Source organism: Pseudomonas sp. PDM02, from assembly GCF_014852285.1.
Taxonomy (GTDB): domain Bacteria; phylum Pseudomonadota; class Gammaproteobacteria; order Pseudomonadales; family Pseudomonadaceae; genus Aquipseudomonas; species Aquipseudomonas migulae.
The window spans coordinates 406,582-429,815 of the sequence record NZ_JACVBL010000001.1; the positions used below are offsets into that span (position 1 = coordinate 406,582).

At 61.3% G+C, this 23,234-nt stretch carries 15 protein-coding genes and 1 pseudogene; 6 read left to right on the forward strand and 10 right to left on the reverse strand.

The window, feature by feature from the left end:
* Window positions 1–48 precede the first annotated feature (48 nt).
* Window positions 49–1,083 carry an OmpA family protein gene (locus IB245_RS01820; RefSeq protein WP_008027405.1) on the forward strand — a complete coding sequence of 345 codons (1,035 nt, stop codon included), beginning with the start codon at window positions 49–51 and terminating at the stop codon, window positions 1,081–1,083.
* A gap of 151 nt (window positions 1,084–1,234) precedes the next feature.
* Here the strand turns inward: IB245_RS01820 and cobA are convergent, their stop codons facing one another.
* The 7 genes and pseudogenes from cobA to IB245_RS01855 form a co-directional block, all read right to left on the reverse strand.
* Window positions 1,235–2,020 (reverse strand): uroporphyrinogen-III C-methyltransferase, encoded by a 786-nt coding sequence (cobA, locus tag IB245_RS01825; protein ID WP_192226226.1) that lies wholly within the window; start codon window positions 2,018–2,020, stop codon window positions 1,235–1,237.
* Window positions 2,021–2,030: 10 nt separating this feature from the next.
* Window positions 2,031–4,748: a nitrate reductase gene (locus tag IB245_RS01830; RefSeq protein ID WP_192226228.1), complete on the reverse strand. Its 2,718-nt coding sequence runs from the start codon at window positions 4,746–4,748 to the stop codon at window positions 2,031–2,033.
* 20 nt (window positions 4,749–4,768) lie between these two features.
* Window positions 4,769–5,968 (reverse strand): annotated as a pseudogene (locus tag IB245_RS01835) (NAD(P)/FAD-dependent oxidoreductase); the annotation flags it as partial.
* A gap of 413 nt (window positions 5,969–6,381) precedes the next feature.
* A complete protein-coding gene (locus IB245_RS01840; RefSeq protein ID WP_192226232.1) occupies window positions 6,382–8,052 on the reverse strand; it encodes a bifunctional protein-serine/threonine kinase/phosphatase in 1,671 nt (556 codons plus the stop codon).
* 7 nt (window positions 8,053–8,059) lie between these two features.
* Complete coding sequence (locus IB245_RS01845; RefSeq protein WP_008027395.1) at window positions 8,060–9,271, reverse strand: nitrate/nitrite transporter; 1,212 nt, start codon at window positions 9,269–9,271, stop codon at window positions 8,060–8,062.
* A 316-nt stretch (window positions 9,272–9,587) separates the two neighbouring features.
* Window positions 9,588–10,163 carry an ANTAR domain-containing response regulator gene (locus IB245_RS01850; RefSeq protein ID WP_008027390.1) on the reverse strand — a complete coding sequence of 192 codons (576 nt, stop codon included), beginning with the start codon at window positions 10,161–10,163 and terminating at the stop codon, window positions 9,588–9,590.
* 15 nt (window positions 10,164–10,178) lie between these two features.
* Window positions 10,179–11,390, reverse strand: a complete 1,212-nt coding sequence (locus tag IB245_RS01855; protein WP_008027389.1) for a CmpA/NrtA family ABC transporter substrate-binding protein — start codon at window positions 11,388–11,390, stop codon at window positions 10,179–10,181.
* Between the two features lie 229 nt (window positions 11,391–11,619).
* On the opposite strand from IB245_RS01855, the gene IB245_RS01860 reads away from it, so the two are divergent.
* Complete coding sequence (locus IB245_RS01860) at window positions 11,620–12,639, forward strand: quinone-dependent dihydroorotate dehydrogenase (protein WP_032832392.1); 1,020 nt, start codon at window positions 11,620–11,622, stop codon at window positions 12,637–12,639.
* Window positions 12,640–12,882: 243 nt separating this feature from the next.
* Here IB245_RS01860 and rmf read toward each other — a convergent pair whose 3' ends face one another.
* Window positions 12,883–13,098: a ribosome modulation factor gene (gene rmf, locus IB245_RS01865; RefSeq protein ID WP_003223300.1), complete on the reverse strand. Its 216-nt coding sequence runs from the start codon at window positions 13,096–13,098 to the stop codon at window positions 12,883–12,885.
* A gap of 531 nt (window positions 13,099–13,629) precedes the next feature.
* Here rmf and rlmKL point away from each other — a divergent pair.
* Window positions 13,630–15,900 carry a bifunctional 23S rRNA (guanine(2069)-N(7))-methyltransferase RlmK/23S rRNA (guanine(2445)-N(2))-methyltransferase RlmL gene (rlmKL, locus tag IB245_RS01870; RefSeq protein WP_008027386.1) on the forward strand — a complete coding sequence of 757 codons (2,271 nt, stop codon included), beginning with the start codon at window positions 13,630–13,632 and terminating at the stop codon, window positions 15,898–15,900.
* Between the two features lie 143 nt (window positions 15,901–16,043).
* On the forward strand, window positions 16,044–18,434 hold the full coding sequence (locus tag IB245_RS01875) for a GGDEF domain-containing protein (RefSeq protein ID WP_192226234.1): 2,391 nt from the start codon (window positions 16,044–16,046) through the stop codon (window positions 18,432–18,434).
* A gap of 129 nt (window positions 18,435–18,563) precedes the next feature.
* On the opposite strand, the gene dacB is transcribed toward IB245_RS01875, so the two are convergent.
* Window positions 18,564–20,024, reverse strand: coding sequence for a D-alanyl-D-alanine carboxypeptidase/D-alanyl-D-alanine-endopeptidase (dacB, locus tag IB245_RS01880; RefSeq protein ID WP_192226236.1), 1,461 nt, complete (start codon window positions 20,022–20,024; stop codon window positions 18,564–18,566).
* Between the two features lie 234 nt (window positions 20,025–20,258).
* Between dacB and IB245_RS01885 the strand changes: the two genes are divergently transcribed.
* Window positions 20,259–20,603 carry a YggL family protein gene (locus IB245_RS01885; protein WP_008027379.1) on the forward strand — a complete coding sequence of 115 codons (345 nt, stop codon included), beginning with the start codon at window positions 20,259–20,261 and terminating at the stop codon, window positions 20,601–20,603.
* A gap of 171 nt (window positions 20,604–20,774) precedes the next feature.
* Here IB245_RS01885 and IB245_RS01890 read toward each other — a convergent pair whose 3' ends face one another.
* On the reverse strand, window positions 20,775–21,965 hold the full coding sequence (locus IB245_RS01890; protein ID WP_192226238.1) for a benzoate/H(+) symporter BenE family transporter: 1,191 nt from the start codon (window positions 21,963–21,965) through the stop codon (window positions 20,775–20,777).
* Between the two features lie 359 nt (window positions 21,966–22,324).
* Here IB245_RS01890 and IB245_RS01895 point away from each other — a divergent pair, with 359 nt between their 5' ends.
* Window positions 22,325–23,089, forward strand: a complete 765-nt coding sequence (locus IB245_RS01895) for a GntR family transcriptional regulator (protein WP_008027375.1) — start codon at window positions 22,325–22,327, stop codon at window positions 23,087–23,089.
* Window positions 23,090–23,234 lie beyond the last annotated feature (145 nt).

Genomic DNA, 23,234 nt, shown 5'->3' on the forward strand with positions numbered 1-23,234 from the left:
CCCCGGTTTGCGGGACTGCTTCACAATCACCAGATGGGGATTTAACGGATGAAACTGAAAAACACCTTGGGCTTGGCCATTGGTTCTCTTATTGCGGCCACTTCGTTCGGCGCATTGGCACAAGGCCAAGGCGCAGTTGAAATCGAAGGCTTTGCAAAGAAAGAGTATTACGATAGCCAGCGCGATTTCAAAAACGACGGCAACCTGTTCGGTGGTTCGGTTGGTTACTTCCTGACCGACGACGTTGAACTGCGTCTGGGCTACGACGAAGTGCACAACGTTCGTAGCGAGTCGGGCAAGAACATCAAGGGCTCCAACACTGCCCTGGACGCTCTGTACCACTTCAACAACCCAGGCGACATGCTGCGTCCGTACGTTTCGGCCGGCTTCTCCGATCAGAGCATCGGTCAGAACGATCGCGGTGGTCGTAACGGTTCCACCTTCGCCAACGTTGGCGGCGGTGCCAAGCTGTACTTCACTGACAATTTCTACGCCCGTGCCGGCGTTGAAGCTCAGTACAACATCGACCAAGGTGACACCGAGTGGGCTCCAAGCGTCGGTATCGGTGTGAACTTCGGTGGCGGCTCCAAGCCTGCAGCTGCTCCAGTTCCAGCACCAGCTGAAGTCTGCTCCGACAGCGACAACGATGGCGTTTGCGACAACGTTGACAAGTGCCCGGACACCCCAGCCAACGTAACTGTTGACGCTGATGGCTGCCCAGCAGTTGCCGAAGTCGTTCGTGTTGAGCTGGACGTTAAGTTCGATTTCGACAAATCTGTTGTTAAAACCAACAGCTACGGCGACATCAAGAACCTGGCTGACTTCATGAAGCAGTACCCATCCACCACCACTACTGTTGAAGGTCACACTGACAACGTCGGTCCTGACGCTTACAACCAGAAACTGTCCGAGCGTCGTGCAAACGCCGTTAAGCAAGTTCTGACCAACCAGTACGGTGTTGAATCGTCCCGCGTTCAGTCTGTTGGCTACGGCGAATCCCGCCCAGTTGCTGACAACAAAACTGACGCTGGCCGCGCTGTAAACCGTCGCGTAGAAGCGCAGGTTGAAGCTCAAGCTAAGTAATTAGCCCGCAGCTCTGAGAAAAGCCCGGCTTAGGCCGGGCTTTTCTTTGCCTGCGATTTGGGTTTTCGAATCATCTGGATCACTGGAATCCCGCGAATCACTGAAACCTGTAGGAGCCGGCTTGCTGGCGATGGTCGTCAACGATGACGCTTTATGCCTGACACCCCGCGGTGATCACAGAATCATCGTCGGAACGCCGCCCGCAGACAAGCCGGCTCCTACAGGTTTCAGAGCGTGCCGCCACCGTACCGATCACCAGAATCGCCGGGCTTTTCAGCTCAAAGGCGCAGGCATCTTCCTCCATCGCTGTCAGATCGCTCCGACATTCCCGTTGATGCGGCAGGGAAGCGTTTTCAATCATCGCTACCGGCGTATCCGCCGCCATCCCTCCGGCCAACAGTTGCTCGCGAATTTCACTGAGCTTCGCCACGCCCATGTACACCACCAGCGTTGTGCCACTTTGCGCCAGGGCTTGCCAATTCAGGCTGCTGCCATCCTGAGTGTGGGCGGTGACCAGCGTCACGCCGCGCGCCACGCCCCGCAGGGTCAATGGAATATCGCATTGCGTCGCACCGGCCAGCCCGGCGGTGATGCCATTGACCAGCTCCACGTCGACCCCTCGTTCGCGCAGCCACTGCGCTTCTTCACCGCCCCGCCCAAAAATGCACGGATCGCCACCCTTGAGCCGCACCACGCATTTGCCGTGGCGGGCATAACGCAGCATCAATCGATGAATGAACGCCTGAGGCGTCGAGCGACAACCACCGCGCTTGCCCACCGGAATGACCCGCGCCTGCGGGCAATGTTCCAGCACGGCGCCATTCACCAGGTCGTCGATCAGCACCACGTCCGCTTCGCTCAGCGCCCTGACGGCTTTGAGGGTCAGCAATTCCGGATCACCAGGACCCGCACCCACCAGCCAGACTTTTGCGTTCATAGTGTTTTCCTCACGAGATGACGGCGATCGGCTGCGCCGTGGCGGCCAGCAAACGCTTGATTTCCGGGACGCACGAGCCGCATTGCGTGCCGCAGCCCAATTCCTGTTTCAACCCCTGCAAATCCAGGCCCCGACGGATACCGGCACAGACCGCGCCTTGGCTGACGTTTTTGCAGTTGCAAAGGGTTTTAGTGCCGGCAACCGATGTGGTGGCGTTGCCTGGTGGTGCGCTCAGCGGTGCAAGCAGCCAGCGCCGCAGTTGTTCATCGGCGCGACCTTCTTGCCAAAGGTCCTGCAGCCAGTGCTGTGCGAGGGTTTCACCGGCCAGGCGAATCGCGGTGATCCGGCCATGCTCGATCCGCACCCGTTTGCCGATGGCGCGCCGTGGGTCGTCGTACGCCAGGACCGGCCCTTCATTGAGCCCAAGGCAGCGGTCGATTTCGCATAACAATTGCGGATCTGGCGCTGTGGCGCTGGCAGCGCGTATGAGCAGCGCAGGGCGCTCACGACCAGTGAGGCTGAGGCTGACGTAGGAAAACGCCTCACAGAGCGGTCGTAGCGTCTCAAAATGCTGTTGAACATCGCCCTCAATCAGTACGAAAAGGTTCCAGGGCAAATGCACGGGGTCGATTCGTACGCCGCTGTGTTTGAGTTCCGGTTGTTTCGACAACGGATCGAACGCCGGTTGGGTGAGCGCATTGACCCCGCCCTTCAGGAACCGGTCGCCCCAGTGCATCGGCAGAAACGCCTGGCCCGGACGCACGCTGTCATCGCTGCCGACGGCGACAATCACCGCGCCGCGACGGCTTTTCAAACTGACCAGTTCTCCCGGTTGCAGTCCATGGCGATGCAATTCATCCGGGTGCAGGCTCAGCACGGCCTCGCTGACATGACCGAACAACTGCGCGGCAGTGCCGGTGCGGCTCATGCCGTGCCATTGATCGCGCAGGCGGCCGGTGATCAGGGTCAGCGGGAATTGCCCATCGCGTTGTTCCTTGGCGGCAAGGTACGGATCGGCCACGAACCGGGCACGCCCGTTGGCGGTCGGGAAAATTCCGTCCCGATACAGTCGGGCCGTCCCTTCACGGGCGCCGGCGGGAAACGGCCATTGCTGTGGACCGAGACGATCAATCAGCTCATGACTGATACCGGACAAATCCAGATCCCGGTCGCGCGTCAGGAGTTTGTACTCATCGAAGACCTGCGCCGGGGTGTCGAACGCAAACAGACTGGGTTGTCCGGGACGCAGGTATTTTTCCAGGCGCTGTGCGAAATCCACTGTAATTGCCCAGTCGGAACGCGTTTCTCCGGGGGCGACAATCGCCCGGCGAACGCGGGAAATCCGCCGTTCGGAGTTGGTCACCGTGCCGTCTTTTTCACCCCAACTGGCAGCAGGCAACAGCAAGTCGGCGAACGCGGCGGTTTCAGTGGTGCGAAAGGCTTCCTGCAACACCACGAACGGGCAGGCTTGCAGCGCCTCGCGCACGGCGCTCTGGTCCGGCATCGATTGCGCGGGGTTGGTGCAGGCGATCCACAGGGCTTTGATGGTTCCGTTACGAACCTGCTCAAACAATTCGATCGCGGTGAGCCCGGTGTTTTCCGGCAGTTGATCCACGCCCCAGTAGGCTGCGACTTCTGCGCGATGCTCGGCATTGGCCGCTTCGCGATGGCCTGGCAGCAGGTTCGACAGGCTGCCGGTTTCGCGGCCACCCATGGCATTCGGCTGACCGGTCAGGGAGAAAGGTCCTGCGCCGGGACGGCCGATCTGCCCGGTGGCCAGGTGCAGGTTGATCAGCGCACTGTTTTTCGCACTGCCGGCGGTGGACTGGTTCAGTCCCATGCACCACAGCGACAGAAAGCTCGGCGAGGTCCCGACCCACTCGGCGCATTGCTGCAGTTGCTCAACGCTGATCCCGCACAGCTGCGAGACCATTGGCGGCGTGTAATCGCGCACCAGGTTTTTCAGTTCGGCCAGGCCTTCGGTGTGAGCCTCGATGAAGTCGCGGTCGATCCAGTCTTCCCACAGCAGCAGGTACAAAATCCCATGGAACAAGGCGACATCGGTGCCGGGAAGAATCGCCAGATGCAGGTCAGCCAAGTCGCAGGTATCCGTACGACGTGGGTCGATGACAATGACTTTCATCTGTGGTCGGCGGGATTTGGCCTCTTCCAGGCGGCGAAACAAGACCGGGTGGGCGTAGGCCATGTTACTGCCGACGATCATCACGCAGTCGCTTGTCTCAAGGTCTTCGTAACTGCATGGCGGTGCATCGGCACCGAGGCTGCGCTTGTAGCCGACCACTGCCGATGACATGCACAGGCGCGAATTGCTGTCGATGTTGTTGGTGCCGACCAACGCTCGCGCCAGTTTGTTGAAGCTGTAGTAATCCTCGGTCAGCAACTGCCCGGAGATGTAAAACGCCACGCTGTCCGGGCCATGTTCGGCGATGGTTTCGGCGAACACGCTGGCGGCGTGATCGAGGGCGGTGTCCCAGTCGGTGCGGCTGCGGGCCAGGCCTTTGCCCAGGCGCAGTTCCGGGTACAGCGCTCGGGCCGCGAGGTCGCCGGTCAAGTGCAGGGTCGAGCCCTTGCTGCACAGCTTGCCGAAATTGGCCGGGTGGGCCGGATCGCCGCTGACGCCGAGGATGCGCTCGCCGTCATGCTCGATCAGCACGCCGCAGCCGACCCCGCAGTAGCAACAGGTGGAGGCGGTGATCTGGCGGTTCATCAGCTGGCTTCCCGCATGGCTTCACCAAACATCAGGTGATTGCGGATTTCGTCGATATTCCGGTTCTCGCGAATCTGCCGGAAATACCAACCGCCATCGGCCGTGTCGCCGTACAGGCAGGCCCCGACCAGCACGTCGTCTTTGATCACCAGTTTTTTGTAGATCCCGCCGATCGGGTCGGAAAGGGTGATGGTTTCGGTGCCTTCGCCGCCCATGAAATCGCCGGCGGAGAACAGGTCAATGCCGGTGACTTTCAATTTGGTCGAGGTCACCGAGCCTTTGTAGCTGGCGAAGCCAAGCTGTGCGAGATGATTGGCGCAGACCTTGGCCTGTTCGAACAGCGGCGCCACCAGGCCGTAGGCGATGCCGCGATGGCTGGCGCATTCGCCGATGGCGTAAACCCGTGGGTCGTAGGTTTGCAGGGTGTCGTTGACCAGAATCCCACGGTTGCACGGGAGGCCGGAGCGCTCCGCGAGCTCGGTCGCGGGGCGGATGCCGGCGGCCATCACCACCAGGTCGGCGGGGATGCGGTCGCCGTTCTTGAACTCGACCGAGCCGACCCGGCCATTGCCGGCATCGTGCAGGGCCTGGGTTTGCTCGCGCAGGCGAAAGTGCAGGCCACGGTCCTCAAGCGCGGTTTGCAGCAAGCGGCCGCTGACGCTGTCGAGTTGCCGTTCCAGCAACCATTCGCCGTTGTGCACCACGGTGACGTGCATGCCGCGCAGCATCAGGCCATTGGCCGCTTCCAGGCCGAGCAGGCCGCCACCGATGACCACCGCGTGCTTGTGGGTTTTTGCGGTGTTGATCATGGCTTGGGTGTCGGCGATGTCGCGGTAGCCGATCACGCCGTGCAACGTGTTGCCCGGGATCGGCAGGATGAACGGGGTCGAGCCGGTGGCAATCAGCAGGCGGTCGTATTCGGCCTCGGTGCCGTCGTCGGCGATGACCCGACGTTTGATCCGGTCGATCTCTACGACTCTGCGGTTGAGCAGCAACTTGATGTTGTTGTCCAGGTACCAGTCCAGGTCGTTGAGCGCGATCTCTTCGAAGGTTTGCTCGCCGGCCAGTACCGGCGACAGGAGGATGCGGTTGTAGTTGGTATGGGGTTCGGCACCGAAGACCGTGATGTCGTACAGCTCGTTGCTCAGCTTGAGCAGCTCTTCCAGGGTGCGAACCCCGGCCATGCCGTTGCCGATCATCACCAGTTTTAGTTTTTTCATCAGGTTCTCCGGGGAGCTCGGACCCGCCTCGACAGGGCGTTCAGGTCGTGCTCGACAAATTTTGCGCAAACAAAAAAAGGCGTCCCGCTAGTTGCCTAGCGAGGACGCCTTTGTCCTGGTCCCGTTCTCTCGGGAAGCGCATCCTTCATCGTTGAAGGCTGGGCTTTATGTCTGTTGAGAGAGGTAATGCAGTGGTTGTGCCAAGTTGACCTACACCCGGTTTTGTTGGCTCGGAGTGCTTAATCAAAGGGGGCTTCTGCACCGAATCGAAGCGTGGTGCCCGCTAATGGAGCGGGTTGCTGATGGATTTGTGTTGGTTGTCAGTCCGCCTTCGCGAGCAAGCTCGGCTCCTACAGGTCGATCAACCCGCAACCTGTAGGAGCCGAACTTGCTCGCGAAGGGCGCGACTCGGTCTAGCCGCGAAACAGCAAAACCAGCAGCACCACATTTACCAGCAGCGCCACCAACGCCAACGTCCGCCAGACCTTCACTGGCTCGCGCTCCAGCAGCGGCCGGGGCCGTACGCTCAAACTGCGTCGTTCACCCTGTTCCAGCACCAATAACCATTCTTCCGCAGTTTCGAATCGCTCCGCCGGGTCCGCCGCCACCGCGCGCTCCAGGCTTTGTGCGATCCACTCGGGCAGGTCCGGGCGGTAGCGACTGGCGCTGACCGGTACACCAAACCGTGGACGCTGGAACGCTTCGATTTCGCCGTAGGGATAATGCCCGGTGAGCAGGAAATACAAGGTCACGCCGGCCGCATACAGATCCTGTTGCGGGCTCGGCGCGTCACCGCGAAAAGCTTCCGGCGCAATGTAACTGGGTGTTCCGGGCAGGGTTGATGCCTGATCTTCAGACAGACCAGGGCAGTAGGCCAGGCCGAAATCCAGCAGCCGCAGTTCGCCGTCATCCCCCAGCAGCAGATTCTCCGGTTTGATGTCGCGATGCAGAATCTGCCGTCGATGCAACATCCCGACCGCCCGCAGCAAACGTTCCGCCAGATCCTGCCATTGGGCCAGCGGCAGCGTTGTGGTTCGCTCAGCCAGTTGCGCCAAAGTCGAGCCGGAATATTCACGCATCACGTAGTACAAATGCTGACGCTGGCTGGCGGCATGGACTTCAGGGAAATGCCGGCCGGCCACGCGCTTGAGAAACCATTCCTCCGACAGCAAGGCTTGCCCGGCCAGGTGATCGTCGCGCAACGCGCCGGGCAGGGTTTTCAGCAGCCAGGGTTGTTGCTGTGCGTCGCGCACCCGATAGAGCAGCGACTGCTGGCTCTGGCCGAGTATTCCTTCGACGTGCCAGCCCTCAAACGCCTGGCCCGGTTTCAGCGCTGGCGGCAATGGCCATTGCTGCACATGAATCAACGCATCGCCGATGCTCGTTTCACCGAGGGCATCGACCCGCACCAATAACGCGCTGGCGTTGTCCTGACTGCCCGCCAGATGCGCCGCATTCACCAGGGTTTGCGCGGCGCTGTGCAGATCCGGTTGATCGCGCAGAATCGCCGCAATCGCGGTGTCGCCCAGCACAGCCCAGATGCCGTCGCTGAGCAGCACGAAATGCTCATTCAGCCGCAGTTCGCCATCGAGAAAATCCAGCACCAGATGCTGATCGAGGCCGAGCGCCCGTTTGAGCACATGCTGCATGCCCGGTTGATCCCAGACGTGGTCCTCCGTGACCCGCTGCAATTGATCGGCGTGCCAGCGATAAACCCTGCAGTCACCGACATGCGCCAAGGTAAAACGCCTGCCGCGCACGACCAGGGCGCTGACGGTTGTCAACAGCGGTTGCCCACCGCCATTGGCCTGCAACCAGCGATTTTGCGCCAGCAGCAAACGATCCAGTGCCTGGGCGACACCCCAGGTTTCCGGGGTGGCGTAATAGTCCAGTGCCAGCGCCTGCAAGGTCGAACGTGCCGCGAGGCCGCCATCGGCGCACTGGCTGACGCCGTCGGCGATGGCGAACAGGTAGCCCTTGCTCGCCGCCAGTGCCGGGGCCGGCGTCACCAGGCGCAGGGCGTCCTGGTTCTCCTCGCGCGGACCGATGGCGCTGGCTTCGGCAAAACTCAGTTGCAGGCTCATTCAGCCCTCACACCCGCGCAGCAGTGACGGCCGCCGAACCCCAAGTGGTTCTCCAGCGACGCTTCACACCGTGCAGACCGAACCAGGCGAGGACGCCGAGGCTGGCGAACAACCACAGCGCCAGTTGATAACTGCCGGTGCTTTGCTTGATCGCGCCCATGCCCGCCGCGAGGGCGAAGCCGCCGATGCCACCGGCCATGCCGATCAAACCGGTCATCACACCGATTTCGCGACGAAAACGTTGCGGGACCAATTGGAAAACCGCGCCGTTACCGGCACCCAGGCCGAGCATCGTGCAGACGAAAAGTGCCAGCGCCGCGTAGGAACTCGGCAAGTTGAAACCCACCGCCGCAATGCAGATCGCCGCCACCGTGTACATCGCCAGCAATGTGCGGATCCCGCCGAAGCGGTCGGCCAGTGCGCCGCCCAGAGGACGCATCAAACTGCCGCCAAACACGCAGGCCGCCGTGTAGTAACCGGCAGTCACCGGGCTCAGGCCGTATTGGTCGTTGAAGTAGCCGGGCAGGGCGCTGGCCAGGCCGATGAAGCCGCCAAAGGTCACGCTGTAGAAAAACATGAACCACCAGCTGTCGCGGTCGCCCAAGGCTTTGAAGTAGTCGGACACCGACTTGGCTTTCGGCCGCTCAGGGGCGTTTTTGGCCAGCCAGGCGAAGACGATGATGGTCAGGATCAGCGGGATCAGCGCGAAGCCGAACACGTTGCTCCAGCCGAACGCGGCGGCCAGCACCGGAGCGATCAGCGCGGCCAGCACGGTGCCCGAGTTACCGGCCCCGGCGATGCCCATGGCCTTGCCTTGATGCTGCGGCGGATACCACTGCGATGCCAGCGGCAGGGCCACGGCGAACGACGCGCCCGCCATGCCGAGGAACAAGCCCAGCAGCAGTGCTTGTTCGTAACTTTGGATGCCGTGCTTCCACGCGACGAACAGGGCGCAGATGACGATCACCTGGCCGATCAGCCCGGCGGTTTTTGGCGACAGGCGATCGGCCAGCATGCCCATGATAAAGCGCAGTACGGCCCCGGCCAGAATCGGCGTGGCCACCACCAGCCCGCGTTGTTGGGTGGTCAGGTGCAGGTCGGCGGCAATCTGCACCGCCAGAGGGCCGAGCAGGTACCAGACCATGAAACTCAGGTCGAAATAGAGGAAGGCCGCGAACAGGGTCGGGGTATGGCCGGATTTCCAGAAGCTTGAATTCATCGCGCACCTCAGCTGTGAGTCGTCTCGAGAAGGAGTCATGAGCTTGCAGGTGGGGGGCCGCTACGGCCGCACCACCGGCCCCGGTCTGTGGGGCCAAAACAAAAAAAACGCCGCCACCCGATTCGCCATGGGCAAATGAGGTGAGCGACGTCTTTGTCGTAGGTGGGGCAACCGCCGTTGGTTACCTGTAGTGATTGCTTAGCGAGATTTGTGCCAACAGTCCGAGACCGGGTCGACCCTTTCGCGGGCAAGCCTCGCTCCTACAGTTCGAACGCAATTCCTATGTAGGAGCGAGGCTTGCCCGCGAAGGCGTCCTTCAGCCGAGCAACTCACTCATCGCAATGATCTGCTCCGCCACCTGAATCAGCTTCTGCTGCCGGCTCATGGCCTGGCGGCGCATCAGCGTGTAGGCCTCTTCCTCGTTGCAGTCCTTCATCTTCATCAGCAGCCCCTTGGCCAGCTCGATGCGCTTGCGCTCGGCCAGTTGCTGGTCGCGGGCGTGCAGTTGCGCGCGCAGGGCCTGGTCGCTTTCGAAGCGTGCCATGGCCACGTCGAGAATCGGCTGCAAGCGTTGTGCGTGGATGCCTTCGACGATGTAGGCGCTGACCCCGGACTTGATCGCCTGACGCATCACGTCGGGGTCATGTTCGTCGGTAAACATCACAATCGGCCGTGGCTGGTCTCGACTCACCAGCACCACTTGCTCCATCACATCGCGGCTCGGTGACTCGGTATCGATCAAAATCACATCCGGACGCACCGTTTCGACGCGCGCGGGCAGGTCGATGGTCAGGCCGGACTCGTCGATGACCTCGAATCCGGCTTCGGTCAGGGCAGCCTTCAAGCGGCCGACTTTCTTCGCGGTGTCGTTGATCAGCAGGATACGCAGCATGTTCGTAGTCTCCTGTCAGCGGCTGGCGAGTAGGGGCGAGCTGTCGCTCATGGCGTGCAGTTTGAAGCTGCGGGCATACCCGGCCGGGTCCGAGCCGTCCCAGATTTTGCCGTCGATCAACTGGCTGCTGCGCATTTCCCTGGCCGAAGAATCGACATCGACCGCGCTGGCGGCCTCTCGATACAAGTCTAGTTGCTGGACCTGACGGGCCACGGCGAGGTAGTCCGGGTCGTCGCGCAGCAAACCCCAGCGACGGAACTGGGTCATGAACCACATGCCGTCGGACAGGTAAGGCTGATTGACCTCGCCAGCGCCATGGAAGCGCAGCGCGTGCAGGTCTTGCCAGCGGTTGCCGAGGCCGTCGGCGTAGTCGCCGAGCAGGCGCGGTTCGATGCAGTCGAGCGGCGCGTCCAGGTATTGGGGGGCGCTCAGCAACTGCGCGGTGCTGCGGCGATTCTCGACGCTTTCTTCAATGAAGCGGCTGGCCTCCAGAATCGCCTTCACCAGCGCCCGTGCGGTGTTGGGGTATTGCTCTACGAAGGCGCGGGTGCAGCCGAGGACTTTTTCCGGATGATCGGGCCAGATGGTCTGGGTCGTTGCCATGGTGAAGCCGAGATTGTGTTTCACGGCGCTGGCGGACCACGGTTCACCGACGCAGAAACCGTCGATTCGCCCGGCTTGCAGGTGCGCGACCATTTGCGGCGGCGGCACCACCACACTGTCGACGTCATGCAGCGGATGAATGCCCTGGCTCGCCAGCCAGTAATACAGCCACATGGCGTGGGTGCCGGTCGGAAAAGTCTGGGCGAAGGTGAGTTTTGGGCGAGTTTGGTGCACGTGGCGGTCCAGTGCTTCAGGACCGGTCACGCCCAACGCCTGCAAACCGTGGGAAAGGTTGATGCTCTGGCCGTTCTGGTTCAGGCCCATGAGCACCGCCATCTCGGTCGGCGCTACGCCGCCGATGCCCAGGTGCACGGCGTAGATCAAACCGTACAGGCTGTGGGCGGCATCGAGTTCGCCGCTGACCAGTTTGTCCCGCAGGTTGGCCCAGGAAGACTGGCGCTTGAGATTCAAGGTCAGGCCGTAGGGCTGGGCGAAGCCCTGAGTGGCGGCGACCACCACCGAGGCGCAATCGCTCAAGGCCATGAAACCGAGGTTGATGTCGGTCTTTTCCGGGGCATCGCTGCCGTTGACCCAGGCCAGAGGGCCCGCTGTGGTTTCATTCATGGCAAAACACCTTCCAAAAAAAACGTCGTCCCAGGCCTTCGCGCAAGCAAAGCCGGGTGACGACGCCATTGTCCTTCCACTCATCCCGTCGTTGGCATGAGTGCTGATGCCTGTGTTGGTGCAAGGCATATGCCATCGCTTGCTGATTTTGTCGCGCGCCTCGCTTGCGACCCCGATGCCCGGCTATAATCGCCGCCTCATTTCGCCGCCATTCGAGTCAACGTCGCCCATGTACACCCTGGCCCGTCAGCTGTTGTTCAAACTTTCCCCGGAAACCTCCCACGATCTGTCCCTGGACCTGATCGGCGCGGGCGGGCGTTTGGGCCTCAACGGCTTGCTGTGCAAGGCGCCGGCAAAAATGCCGGTGAGCGTCATGGGCCTGGACTTCCCGAACCCCGTGGGTCTGGCGGCCGGTCTGGACAAGAACGGCGCGGCCATCGACGGTTTTGCCCAGTTGGGTTTTGGTTTTGTCGAAATCGGCACCATCACGCCGCGTCCACAGCCGGGCAATCCGAAACCACGGATTTTCCGTTTGCCGGAAGCTGAGGCGATCATCAACCGCATGGGCTTCAACAACCTCGGCGTCGATCACCTGCTGGCCCGCGTGGCTGCGGCCAAGTACAAGGGCGTGCTGGGCATCAACATCGGCAAGAACTTCGATACCCCGGTCGAGCGTGCGGTCGACGATTACCTGATCTGCCTGGACAAGGTCTACGCCCACGCCAGCTATGTGACGGTCAACGTCAGCTCGCCGAACACCCCAGGCCTGCGCAGCCTGCAGTTCGGTGATTCGCTCAAGCAATTGCTGGCTGACCTGGCGACTCGTCGTGCCGAGCTGGCGTTGCGTCACGGTAAACATGTTCCGTTGGCGATCAAGATCGCACCGGACATGACCGACGAAGAAACCGCGCAAGTCGCTCAAGCGCTGATCGAAACCGGGATGGACGCGGTGATCGCCACCAACACCACTCTGAGCCGCGTTGGCGTCGAAGGCATGGAATACGGTGACGAGGCGGGCGGTCTGTCCGGGGCGCCGGTTCGTGACAAGAGCACCCACACCGTGAAGGTGCTGGCGGCCGAGTTGGCGGGTCGTTTGCCGATCATCGCCGTGGGCGGCATCACCGAAGGCAAGCATGCCGCCGAGAAAATCGCGGCGGGTGCGAGCCTGGTGCAGCTCTATTCCGGCTTCATCTACAAAGGCCCGGCGCTGATTCGCGAGTCCGTGGACGCCATCGCCGCCCTGCGCTAAACCCTGTAGGGCTGGCTCGCCGCCTTGCGTAAATCCTGTAGGAGCATGGCTTGCCAGCGAAGGCGTCCTCAAAATCGCCTTCGCCGGCAAGCCGTGCTCCTACAGGGGGCGTGTTTGGCCAAACTGCAGGCATAAAAAAGGGCCCCTTGAAGGAGCCCCTGGGCCGAAGCCCGCCGCCCGGATGGGGCGTGCGTGGTAAGTCGTTACGTAATCAGGTTGTCGTGTCGGAGTGTGTGCCCTGTGTTAGCCGACGGCGTGAAGTTCGTTGAGTCTATGGATTCCCGCAGTGCCGGTCATACCGTCCCAGTTGTCGCCGCGTCCTTCTCGCCAGCCGTTAATCCAGGCTTGGCGTACTGACGGTAGAGTAAATGGGCAAAGCTCACGGGATTTGCCACCAACGCCATATTGATATCCGCGCAAAAATGCTCTTTCCAACGGATCACGCTTAAGTCTTCTCATAGGGTGTTGCCCTCACTTGTTGACTGTATGTATCGCGTTGACCTCAATCGAGGTCTGGCAGAAATGTCTGCCGTTGGGGGGCTCGCTGCCGGCGTGGCGAGCCAAGGTGTTGACGTCCGTTGTGGCGCCAACCTGTATTGAGTTCTAACCAATGCGTCACATCGAGGGAATGATCGTTTTGTCATAAGGACGTAACCATAAAGATGCTATGGCCATAAGTAACACGATGTTTGTCCCGTGTTTATTAGCCAAAGCCCTGTATGATCGGCCCCCCGCAGGATGATGGGGTTAATCCTTTAGTGAGAATGCCTCGCGTTGGTCTCGGGCATTATTCGACGAAGGGTCGAGTTATGACATTTTGTTGCATCAACTTTTTTATCTGCCCGTGCATCTAAGCTCTTCTAACCTGAGCAGCACGGGTGGGACGGCACACCTTCGTGCCACGCGGGCGCTCTTTTAGAAAAGCGCCTGATTGAAAACCGGGCCGGCAATGCGTTGTCGGTTCACTTAGCCAAAGGCTCTGAAATTCCAATGTCCGATCAATTCGAAATCTTCCTCACTTGCCCCAAAGGCCTCGAAGGCCTGCTCATCGAGGAAGCCGTCGGGCTTGGCCTTGAAGAAGCGCGTGAGCACACCTCTGCCGTGCGCGGCATGGCGACCATGGAAACCGCTTATCGCCTGTGCCTGTGGTCGCGTCTGGCGAACCGGGTGCTGCTGGTGCTCAAGCGTTTCCCGATGAAGGACGCCGAAGACCTGTATCACGGCGTGCTCGATATCGAGTGGCAAGACCACATGCTCAACGACGGCACCCTGGCCGTCGAGTTCAGCGGTCACGGTTCGGGCATCGATAACACGCACTTCGGCGCCCTGAAAGTCAAAGACGCCATCGTCGACAAACTGCGTACCCCGCAGGGCGACCGTCCGTCCATCGACAAACTCAACCCTGACCTGCGCATTCACCTGCGCCTGGACCGTGGCGAAGCGATCCTGTCCCTCGACCTCTCCGGCCACAGCCTGCACCAGCGCGGTTACCGCCTGCAGCAAGGCGCGGCGCCGCTGAAGGAAAACCTCGCGGCCGCCATCCTGATCCGTTCCGGCTGGCCGCGCATTGCTGCCGACGGCGGCGCGCTGGCTGACCCGATGTGCGGCGTCGGTACGTTCCTCGTCGAAGCGGCGATGATCGCCGCCGATATGGCACCGAACCTGCGTCGCGAACAGTGGGGTTTCACCGCGTGGCTTGGCCACGTGCCGGCGCTGTGGAAAAAGCTTCACGAAGAAGCCACCGAGCGCGCTGCGGCCGGTCTGGCCAAGCCACCGCTGTGGATTCGTGGCTACGAAGCCGACCCGCGCCTGATTCAACCGGGTCGCAACAACGTCGAGCGTGCCGGCCTGAGCGAGTGGATCAAGATCTACCAGGGCGAAGTCGGCACCTTCGAGCCGCGTCCGGACCAGAACCAGAAAGGCCTGGTGATCTGCAACCCACCGTACGGCGAGCGTCTGGGCGACGAGGCGAGCTTGCTCTATCTCTACCAGAACCTCGGCGAGCGTCTGCGTCAGGCCTGCCTGAACTGGGAAGCGGCGGTGTTCACCGGCGCGCCGGACCTGGGCAAGCGCATGGGCATCCGCAGCCACAAACAGTATTCGTTCTGGAACGGCGCGTTACCGTGCAAGCTGCTGCTGATCAAGGTCACGCCGGATCAGTTCGTCACCGGCGAGCGTCGCACCCCGGAACAGCGTCAGGTCGAGCGCGAACAGGCGGAATACGATCAGGCACCGAACGAGCCGCAGGAACGCCAGTACAACAAAAACGGTAACCCGATCAAACCGGCCGCGGCACCCGCTCCGGTGATCGAGCAACCGCGTTTGAGCGAAGGCGGGCAGATGTTTGCCAACCGTCTGCAAAAGAACCTCAAGGCGCTGGGCAAGTGGGTCAAGCGTGAAGGCATCGACTGCTACCGCGTCTACGATGCCGACATGCCGGAATACTCGATGGCCATCGACCTGTATCAGGATTGGGTCCACGTCCAGGAATACGCCGCGCCGAAATCCATCGACCCGGAAAAAGCCTCGGCGCGCATGTTCGATGCACTGGCAGCCATTCCACAGGCGTTGAACATCGACAAGAACCGCGTAGTGGTCAAGCGTCGCGAGCGTCAGAGCGGCACCAAGCAGTACGAACGCCAGGCGGCGCAAGGCAAGTTCGTCGAGGTCAACGAAGGCGGCGTGAAGCTGCTGGTGAACCTCACCGACTACCTCGACACCGGGCTGTTCCTCGACCACCGGCCAATGCGCATGCGCATTCAGAAAGAGGCGGCCGGCAAGCGCTTCCTCAATCTGTATTGCTACACCGCGACGGCCAGCGTCCACGCAGCCAAGGGCGGCGCGCGCAGCACCACCAGCGTCGACTTGTCGAAAACCTACCTCGACTGGGCGCGTCGCAACCTGTCGCTGAACGGTTTCTCCGACAAGAACCGTCTGGAGCAGAGCGACGTGATGGTCTGGCTGGATGCCTGCCGTGACGAGTTCGACCTGATCTTCATCGACCCGCCGACCTTCTCCAACTCCAAGCGCATGGAAGGGATCTTCGACGTGCAGCGCGATCAGGTGCAGTTGATCGACCTGGCCATGGCACGACTGGCGCCGGGTGGCGTGTTGTACTTCTCCAACAACTTCCGCAAGTTCGCGCTCGAGGAAAACCTCACCGAGCGTTACGCGGTCGAGGAGATCACGACCCAGACCATCGATCCGGACTTCGCCCGCAACGGCAAGATCCACCGGGCCTGGAAAATCACTGCGCGTTGACAGTTTTTTGCATTGGATCCACAGAGCCTTGATTTTTAAAGGCTCTTGGCTTCTTTCAGTGCTGGTCAAATTGATGGCTAATAGCTATAACTCATCGCATGGCCAATGGGCTTTTCCGGCACCTGGCGTTTTGAGTTGCCTCTATGTCGTTGCACGCCGTGCGCCCAAAGATCCTGGGTTTTATCAGTGAAGACGTCTCGGCCTGGCTGGTCGCGCTGTTTGTATTGGTCGTCGGCGGGGTTCTCACCGGGTTGCTCGCCTGGTCGACCCTGAATCTGTTTCACCAACAATTACGGCAACGTTTCCAACTGCTGGCCAGTGAACGTTACAGCCGTATCGAAGAACGCTTCGAAGATCAGGAGCAGCGCCTCGATGGCCTGCGCCGGTTCTTTGTCAATTCCGATTCGGTTGCCCGCGAGGAATTCGACGGTTACACCCAACCTTTGCTGCACCGGACTCAGGCCTATTCGTTCGCCCTGCGGGTCAGCCGTGCCGAGCGGGCGGAGTTTGAGCGTCGGGTGCGGAAAGAGGGGGTACCCGATTTCAACATTCGTGAGCTCAATGCCGACGGTCAGCTGCAATTGGCGGCGGAGCGCGATGAGTATGTCGCGGTGCTGTACAGCCAGACCCAGAGCAAGCTCGGCTCACCGTTGGGTTACGACCTTGCCGCGCAGCCCCTGCGCCGTGCCACCCTGGACCGGGCGGACCAGCATGGCCAGATGGCGGTGTCGCAGCCGATGCATCTTGTCGCTATCGAGCCGGCTTATGCACGGGGCGTGTTGCTGGTGGCGCCGGTCATGCCACGCAGCAGTCCAGACACGAAACCTTACGGTTATGTGATGGCGGTGATCAGCATGCGGCAGTTGCTGGCCGATGGCTTGCCGGAAGCGGGCCGTGATTATCTGTCAGTGCGAATCCTCGACCTGTCCATCGAAGAACAGCACGAAGTGCTTTACGAATCGCCCAACGGCCCTGCCGTCAGTGAGTTGTCCGCGACCCGGCTGCTGCGGCTGGCCGACCATGACTATCAGGTCGACATCCAGCCCAGCGAGGCCTTCCTGCAAGCCAACCACTCTTCGGTCACCAGCCTGGTGGTGCTGGGTGGTTTGCTCAGTCTGCTGCTCAGCTCGCTGCTTTATGTGTTGGTCAGTCAGCGGCAACGCGCGCTGAAAATGGTCGAGCAGCGGACCCAGGAGTTGCGCGCCCGTGAGCAGGAGCTGCGCGGTACCCATGGTCAACTGCGTGGCGTGTTGAATGCCGCGACCCAGGTCGCGATCATCGCCACCGACCTGCGCGGCGTCATCAGCACGTTCAACGCCGGGGCGGAGCAGATGCTCGGCTACTCAAGCGTGGAAGTGGTGGGGCACATGACCCTGGAAAACCTGCACCTGCCCCGGGAACTTGCCGCGCGTTCGGCCGAGTTGAGTGCTCGTTATGGCAAACCGATTCCGACCTGCCAGGCGATGTTGGTCGAGGGCGGCGAGGAGGGCGGTCACGAGGCGCGGGAGTGGACGCTGGTGCGTGGCGATGGCAGCCAGTTGACGGTGAACATGCTGGCGACCCCAGTGCTCGACGAGCAAGGTTTGTGGGTCGGGCACCTGGCGATCTGCATCGACGTCACCGAGCGCAAGCGCGTGTATGAAGCGCTCGCCGCACGGGATTTGCTCTTGAAGAAACTCAGCGCCCATGTGCCCGGCGGGATTTACCAGTTCAAGATGGAATTCGACGGGCGCTTCAGTGTGATCTACGCCAGCGACGGCATCCGCGATATCTACGAACTCGAGCCGGATGTCTTGCTGCTCAATGCCGAAGCGATTTTCACCCGGATTCACCCCCAGGACACCACCCGGGTCCGCGCTTCGATCCGGGCGTCGGCGGACACGCTCAGCCCGTGGCGCGAAGAGTACCGCGTGCAGTTGCCGACGCGGGGGGTGCGCTGGGTCCGTGGCGAAGCGACCCCGGAGGAACTGCCCGGCGGCGGCGTGCTCTGGCATGGCTATATCTCGGACATCTCCGACCTCAAGCGCGTCGAAGAAGAGCTGCGGGCGCTGTCGATCACCGACTCGCTGACCGGGATCCACAACCGTCGCTACTTCCAGGAGCGCCTGACCACCGAGATGGTTCGTGTGGAGCGCGGTGGCGGCGAGTTGTCGGTGATCATGCTCGACATCGACCATTTCAAACGCATCAATGACCAGCATGGCCACGCCGTGGGCGATCGGGTGTTGCAGGCGGTGTGCGAGCGCATCGGCAATCGCCTGCGTCGCACCGATGTGTTCTGTCGCCTGGGCGGTGAAGAGTTCATGGTGCTCTGCCCGGACATCGATGGCGAACAAGCCTATGGGCTGGCGCTGGAGTTGTGGCAGGGCTTGCGCAGTTCACCGATCGACGATGTCGGGGTCGTCACAGCGAGTTTCGGCATTGCCAGTTGGCGTGTCGACGAGGGCGCGGATGCGTTGCTGCTGCGGGCGGACTCGGGGGTGTATGCGGCGAAACAGGCGGGACGGGATCGGGTTCAGGGCGAGTTGGGTTAAGTCGGGGCTACACACAACCCCCTGTGGGAGCTAGCCTGCTAGCGATAGCGGTGTGTCAGTCAATAGATGTGCCGACTGACACACCGCTATCGCTAGCAGGCTAGCTCCCACATTGGATTTGAGGTGTGCTTACAACACTGAAGCGGTATCAGGCAGTTTCGGTTGGCGATACAGGTCCAGCAGCACCTGATCCAGAACCGACGATGCGCCAAACGGGGCCTTGTCGTTGAGGATCGCCACCACCGCCCAGGTGTTGCCATTGACGTCGCGGCTGAAGCCGGAGATCGCGCGCACGGTATTCAGGGTGCCGGTCTTGACGTGGGCTTCGCCGCGCATCGCGGTGGTCTTCAGGCGTTTGCGCATGGTGCCGTCGGTGCCGGCAATCGGCATCGAACTGATGAACTCGGCAGCGTACGGGCTATGCCATGCGGCTTGCAGCATCGCCGCCATTTCACGGGCGCTCACGCGTTCTGCGCGGGACAGGCCGGAACCGTTTTCCATCACCAGGTGCGGCGCGGTAATGCCTTTCTTCGCCAGCCACTGACGCACCACGCGCTGGGCCGCTTTGGCGTCATCGGCGTCGGCGTCGGTGCGGAATTTCTGGCCCAGGCTCAGGAACAGTTGCTGCGCCATGGTGTTGTTACTGTATTTATTGATGTCGCGGATGACTTCCGCCAGGTCCGGCGAGAAGGCGCGAGCCAGGACCTTGGCGTCTTTCGGCGTGGCCGCCAGAACGTCCTTGCCCTGAATGCTGCCGCCCAGTTCCTTCCAGATCGCCCGGACGGCACCGGCGGTGTACGTCGCGTGGTCGAGCAGCGACAGGTAAGTCTGCGAGCTGCAGCCTTCGCCCAACTGCCCGCCGACGGTCACGGTGACGCTGCCGTCGGCCTGGGTTACCGGGTTGTAACGCACGCCACCGGTGCATTGCTTGCCGTTGACGGCCTTGACCTGGTTTTCGATGCGGATGCTGGCAATCGGCGGCTCTACCGAGATCAGCACACGGCCATTGTCGTTGCGCGCGACGAAGCGCAGGGCCTTGAGGTTGACCAGCAGCGAATCGGGTTTGACCAGGAACGGTTTGTTCTCGTCATTGCCGTCATCGTTGAACTCCGGCAGTTGCGGTTGCACGAAGAAGCCACGATCCAGCACCAGGTCGCCGGTGACTTGTGTCACGCCGTTGGCCCGCAGATCGCGCATCAGCAGCCAGAGTTTTTCCATGTTCAGCTTCGGATCGCCGCCACCCTTGAGGTAGAGGTTGCCGTTGAGAATGCCGCCGCTGAGGGTGCCGTCGGTGTAGAACTCGGTTTTCCACTGGTGGTTCGGGCCGAGCATTTCCAGCGCCGCATAGGTGGTCACCAGTTTCATGGTGGACGCCGGGTTGACCGAGACGTCAGCGTTGAAAATGGTCGGGGTGCCAGGGCCGTTGAGCGGGATCATCACCAGCGACAGGGCGTTGTCCTGCAGCTTGCTGGCCTTGAGGGCTTTTTCGACATTGGGCGACAGCGCGGTGTTGATGGTGGCGGCGGAAACGGGGAGGGCCAGCGGGAGAAGAAGACTGGCCAGCAGCAGTGGACGCAAAGATTTGATCATCTGAAATAAAACCCTACAGCCGAGGGGAAAAAAGACGAGGGCATGAAGATAATTTCCCTCAGTGGTCATGAAAGTGTCGGCATTATGCCCCAAGGTGTAGCGGCTTGTGCCGTGCCCGCGCCTTCTAATCCGCTATTTTTTTACCGGCGGTAACGCGTTGCGCCCAGAGAGTCGGGCAATTGGCGGCTTAAACTGCTAAAGTGCCGCCCGTTATTACTTATGAGGATTGTTCCAATGGCGACTAACCGTTCCCAGCGTCTGCGCAAAAAACTGTGCGTCGATGAATTTCAAGAGCTGGGTTTCGAGCTGAACCTGGATTTCAAAGAAGATTTGGCTGATGAAGCCATTGATGCTTTCCTCGACGCGTTCCTGAAAGAAGCCATGGAAGCCAACGGTCTGGGCTATGTTGGCGGCGACGACTTCGGTCTGGTTTGCCTGCAGAAACGTGGCTCGGTGTCCGAAGAGCAGCGTGCAGCTGTTGAAGCCTGGCTCAAAGGCCGCAGCGAACTGACTGAAGTTACCGTCAGCCCGCTGATCGACGTCTGGTACCCGGAAAAGCCGATCAATCCGGTAGCTTGATGTCATAAAAGAAGCGGCGACCCAAGGGTCGCCGTTTTTTTATGCCTGCTTTTTGATGGTGCATGGCTTGGCAGCCATGGCGATCTCGGGAATGCCTTCGCGGGCAAGCCTCGCTCCTACAAGGGCTTTGCGCTGTACCTGTAGGAGCGAGGCTTGCCCGCGAAGGGGCCCTCAGGCCTTGCGCCAATTCAGAATCACCAGCGTCAACACCCCCGCCACAATCCCCCAGAACGCCGAACCCACGGAAAACAGCGTCAACCCCGACGCCGTGACCATAAAGGTGATCAGCGCCGCTTCGCGCTCCTTCACTTCGGCCATGGCAATGCTCAAGCCATTGATGATCGAGCCGAACAACGCCAGTGCCGCAATCGACAGCACCAGTTCTTTGGGCAGCGCGGCAAACAGCGCCGCCAGCGTCGCGCCGAATACCCCGGCGATCCCGTAGAAAACCCCGCACCACACGGCGGCCGTGTAACGCTTGTTGCGGTCTTCGTGGGCATGCGGCCCGGTGCAGATCGCCGCGCTGATGGCGGCCAGGTTGATCCCGTGGGAACCGAACGGCGCCAGCAGCAGCGAGGCGATGCCCGTCGTAGTAATCAGCGGCGAGGCCGGCACGGTGTAGCCGTCGGCGCGCAGCACCGCAATGCCTGGCATGTTCTGCGAGGTCATCGCCACCACGAACAGCGGAATGCCGATGCTGATGGTCGCGGCCAGGGAGAAGTGCGGCGTGGTCCAGACCGGCGTCGCCACTTCCAGGTGAAACGCGCTGAAATCCAGCAGACCCATGAACCCTGACAGCGCTGTACCGATCAGCAGCGCAGCGAGTACCGCGTAGCGCGGCGACAGGCGCTTGACCACCAGGTAGGTGAAAAACATCCCCAGCACCAGCGCGGTGCGATGTTGGGCGGCGACGAAGATTTCGCTGCCGATCTTGAACAGAATCCCGGCCAGCAACGCGGCGGCCAATGAGGCTGGAATCTTCTTCACCAGGCGTTCGAAGCTGCCGGTCAAGCCACAGATGGTGACCAGCACCGCGCAGGTCATGTAGGCGCCAATGGCTTCGCCGTAACTCACACCGCCCAGGCTGGTGATCAGCAACGCCGCGCCGGGTGTCGACCACGCGATGGTGATCGGCGTGCGATAACGCAGGGACAGGCCAATCGAACACACCGCCATGCCAATGGAAATCGCCCAGATCCACGACGAAATCTGCCCGCTGCTCAGGCCTGCCGCTTGCCCGGCCTGGAACATCAGCACCAGGGAGCTGGTGTAGCCGGTCATCATCGCGATGAACCCGGCGACGATGGCGGAAGGGGACGTGTCCGCGAATGGGCGGAGCTGCGTGTGCGTGGCGTCGTTCATGACAACGGTGTTCCTTAATACGTACGAAAATACCCAAAGCAACACAATCCCCTTGTAGGAGCGAGGCTTGCCCGCGAAGGCTTCGTGTCATTCAACATTGATGTCAACTGACACGAAGCCTTCGCGGGCAAGCCTCGCTCCTACAGGGGGTCGTATTCGCTGCGGATTCTGCGGATAAGCCTAAACTCAAACGTAAGCAATCGTTGCGATACAGCAAAGGCGACAAACAGCCGTACAGTCGTGTTGCCACCATCCATTGTGTACAATCGCGGTGTTTTTTACGCGATACTTGCCAGCGACCCACTGTGCCGTATTACAGTCACGGTCAATTCGCCGCAGTTCTCCCGACTCGAGTGCCCATGAACGAACAGTTGCAACCCCTCAAGAAACAACCGCGAGCAGGCAAAGCCGGCCGCAGCGGTACCCAGGACGATATTGTCTACGCGCATATCTTCGAGGCCATCCTCGAACAGCGCCTGGCGCCCGGCACCAAGTTGAGCGAAGAAGCGCTGGGGGAAATTTTCGGGGTCAGTCGCACCATCATTCGCCGCGCGCTGTCGCGCCTGGCCCATGAAGGCGTCGTGCTGTTGCGGCCGAATCGCGGCGCCGTGGTTGCCAGCCCGAGTGTCGAGGAAGCGCGCCAGGTGTTCCTCGCCCGGCGTCTGGTCGAGCGCGCGATCACTGAACTGGCCGTGCAGCACGCCACCGCCGAGCAGATCGCCGAGTTGCGGCAGATGGTCAACGACGAGCGCGACAGCTTCTCCCGTGGCGATCGCGGTGCCGGCATTCGTCTGTCGGGCGAATTCCACCTGAAACTGGCCGAAGCGGCGAAGAATGCACCGCTGATCAGCTTCCAGCGCAGCCTGGTGTCCCAGACTTCGTTGATCATTGCGCAGTACGAAAGCGGTAACCGTTCGCACTGTTCCTATGACGAACACACCCAACTGATCGACGCGATCGAAGCGCGCAACGGTGAGCTGGCGGTGAACCTGATGATGCATCACATGGACCACATCGACAGCAAACTCAACCTCGACGAAGAAAGCGCGTCGGATGATTTGCACGCGGTGTTCTCGCATTTGTTGCAGACCAAGAAGCCAGGGCGTTCGCCAGCGAAAATCTGATAGACCGAGTCGCTGCCTTCGCGGGCAAGCCTCGCTCCTACGGGGTTTACGCTGTACCTGTAGGAGCGAGGCTTGCCCGCGAAGGCGACCTCAAGGCCAATAAAAATCCCCCGCAACCATCGATTGCGGGGGATTTTTTATGCCC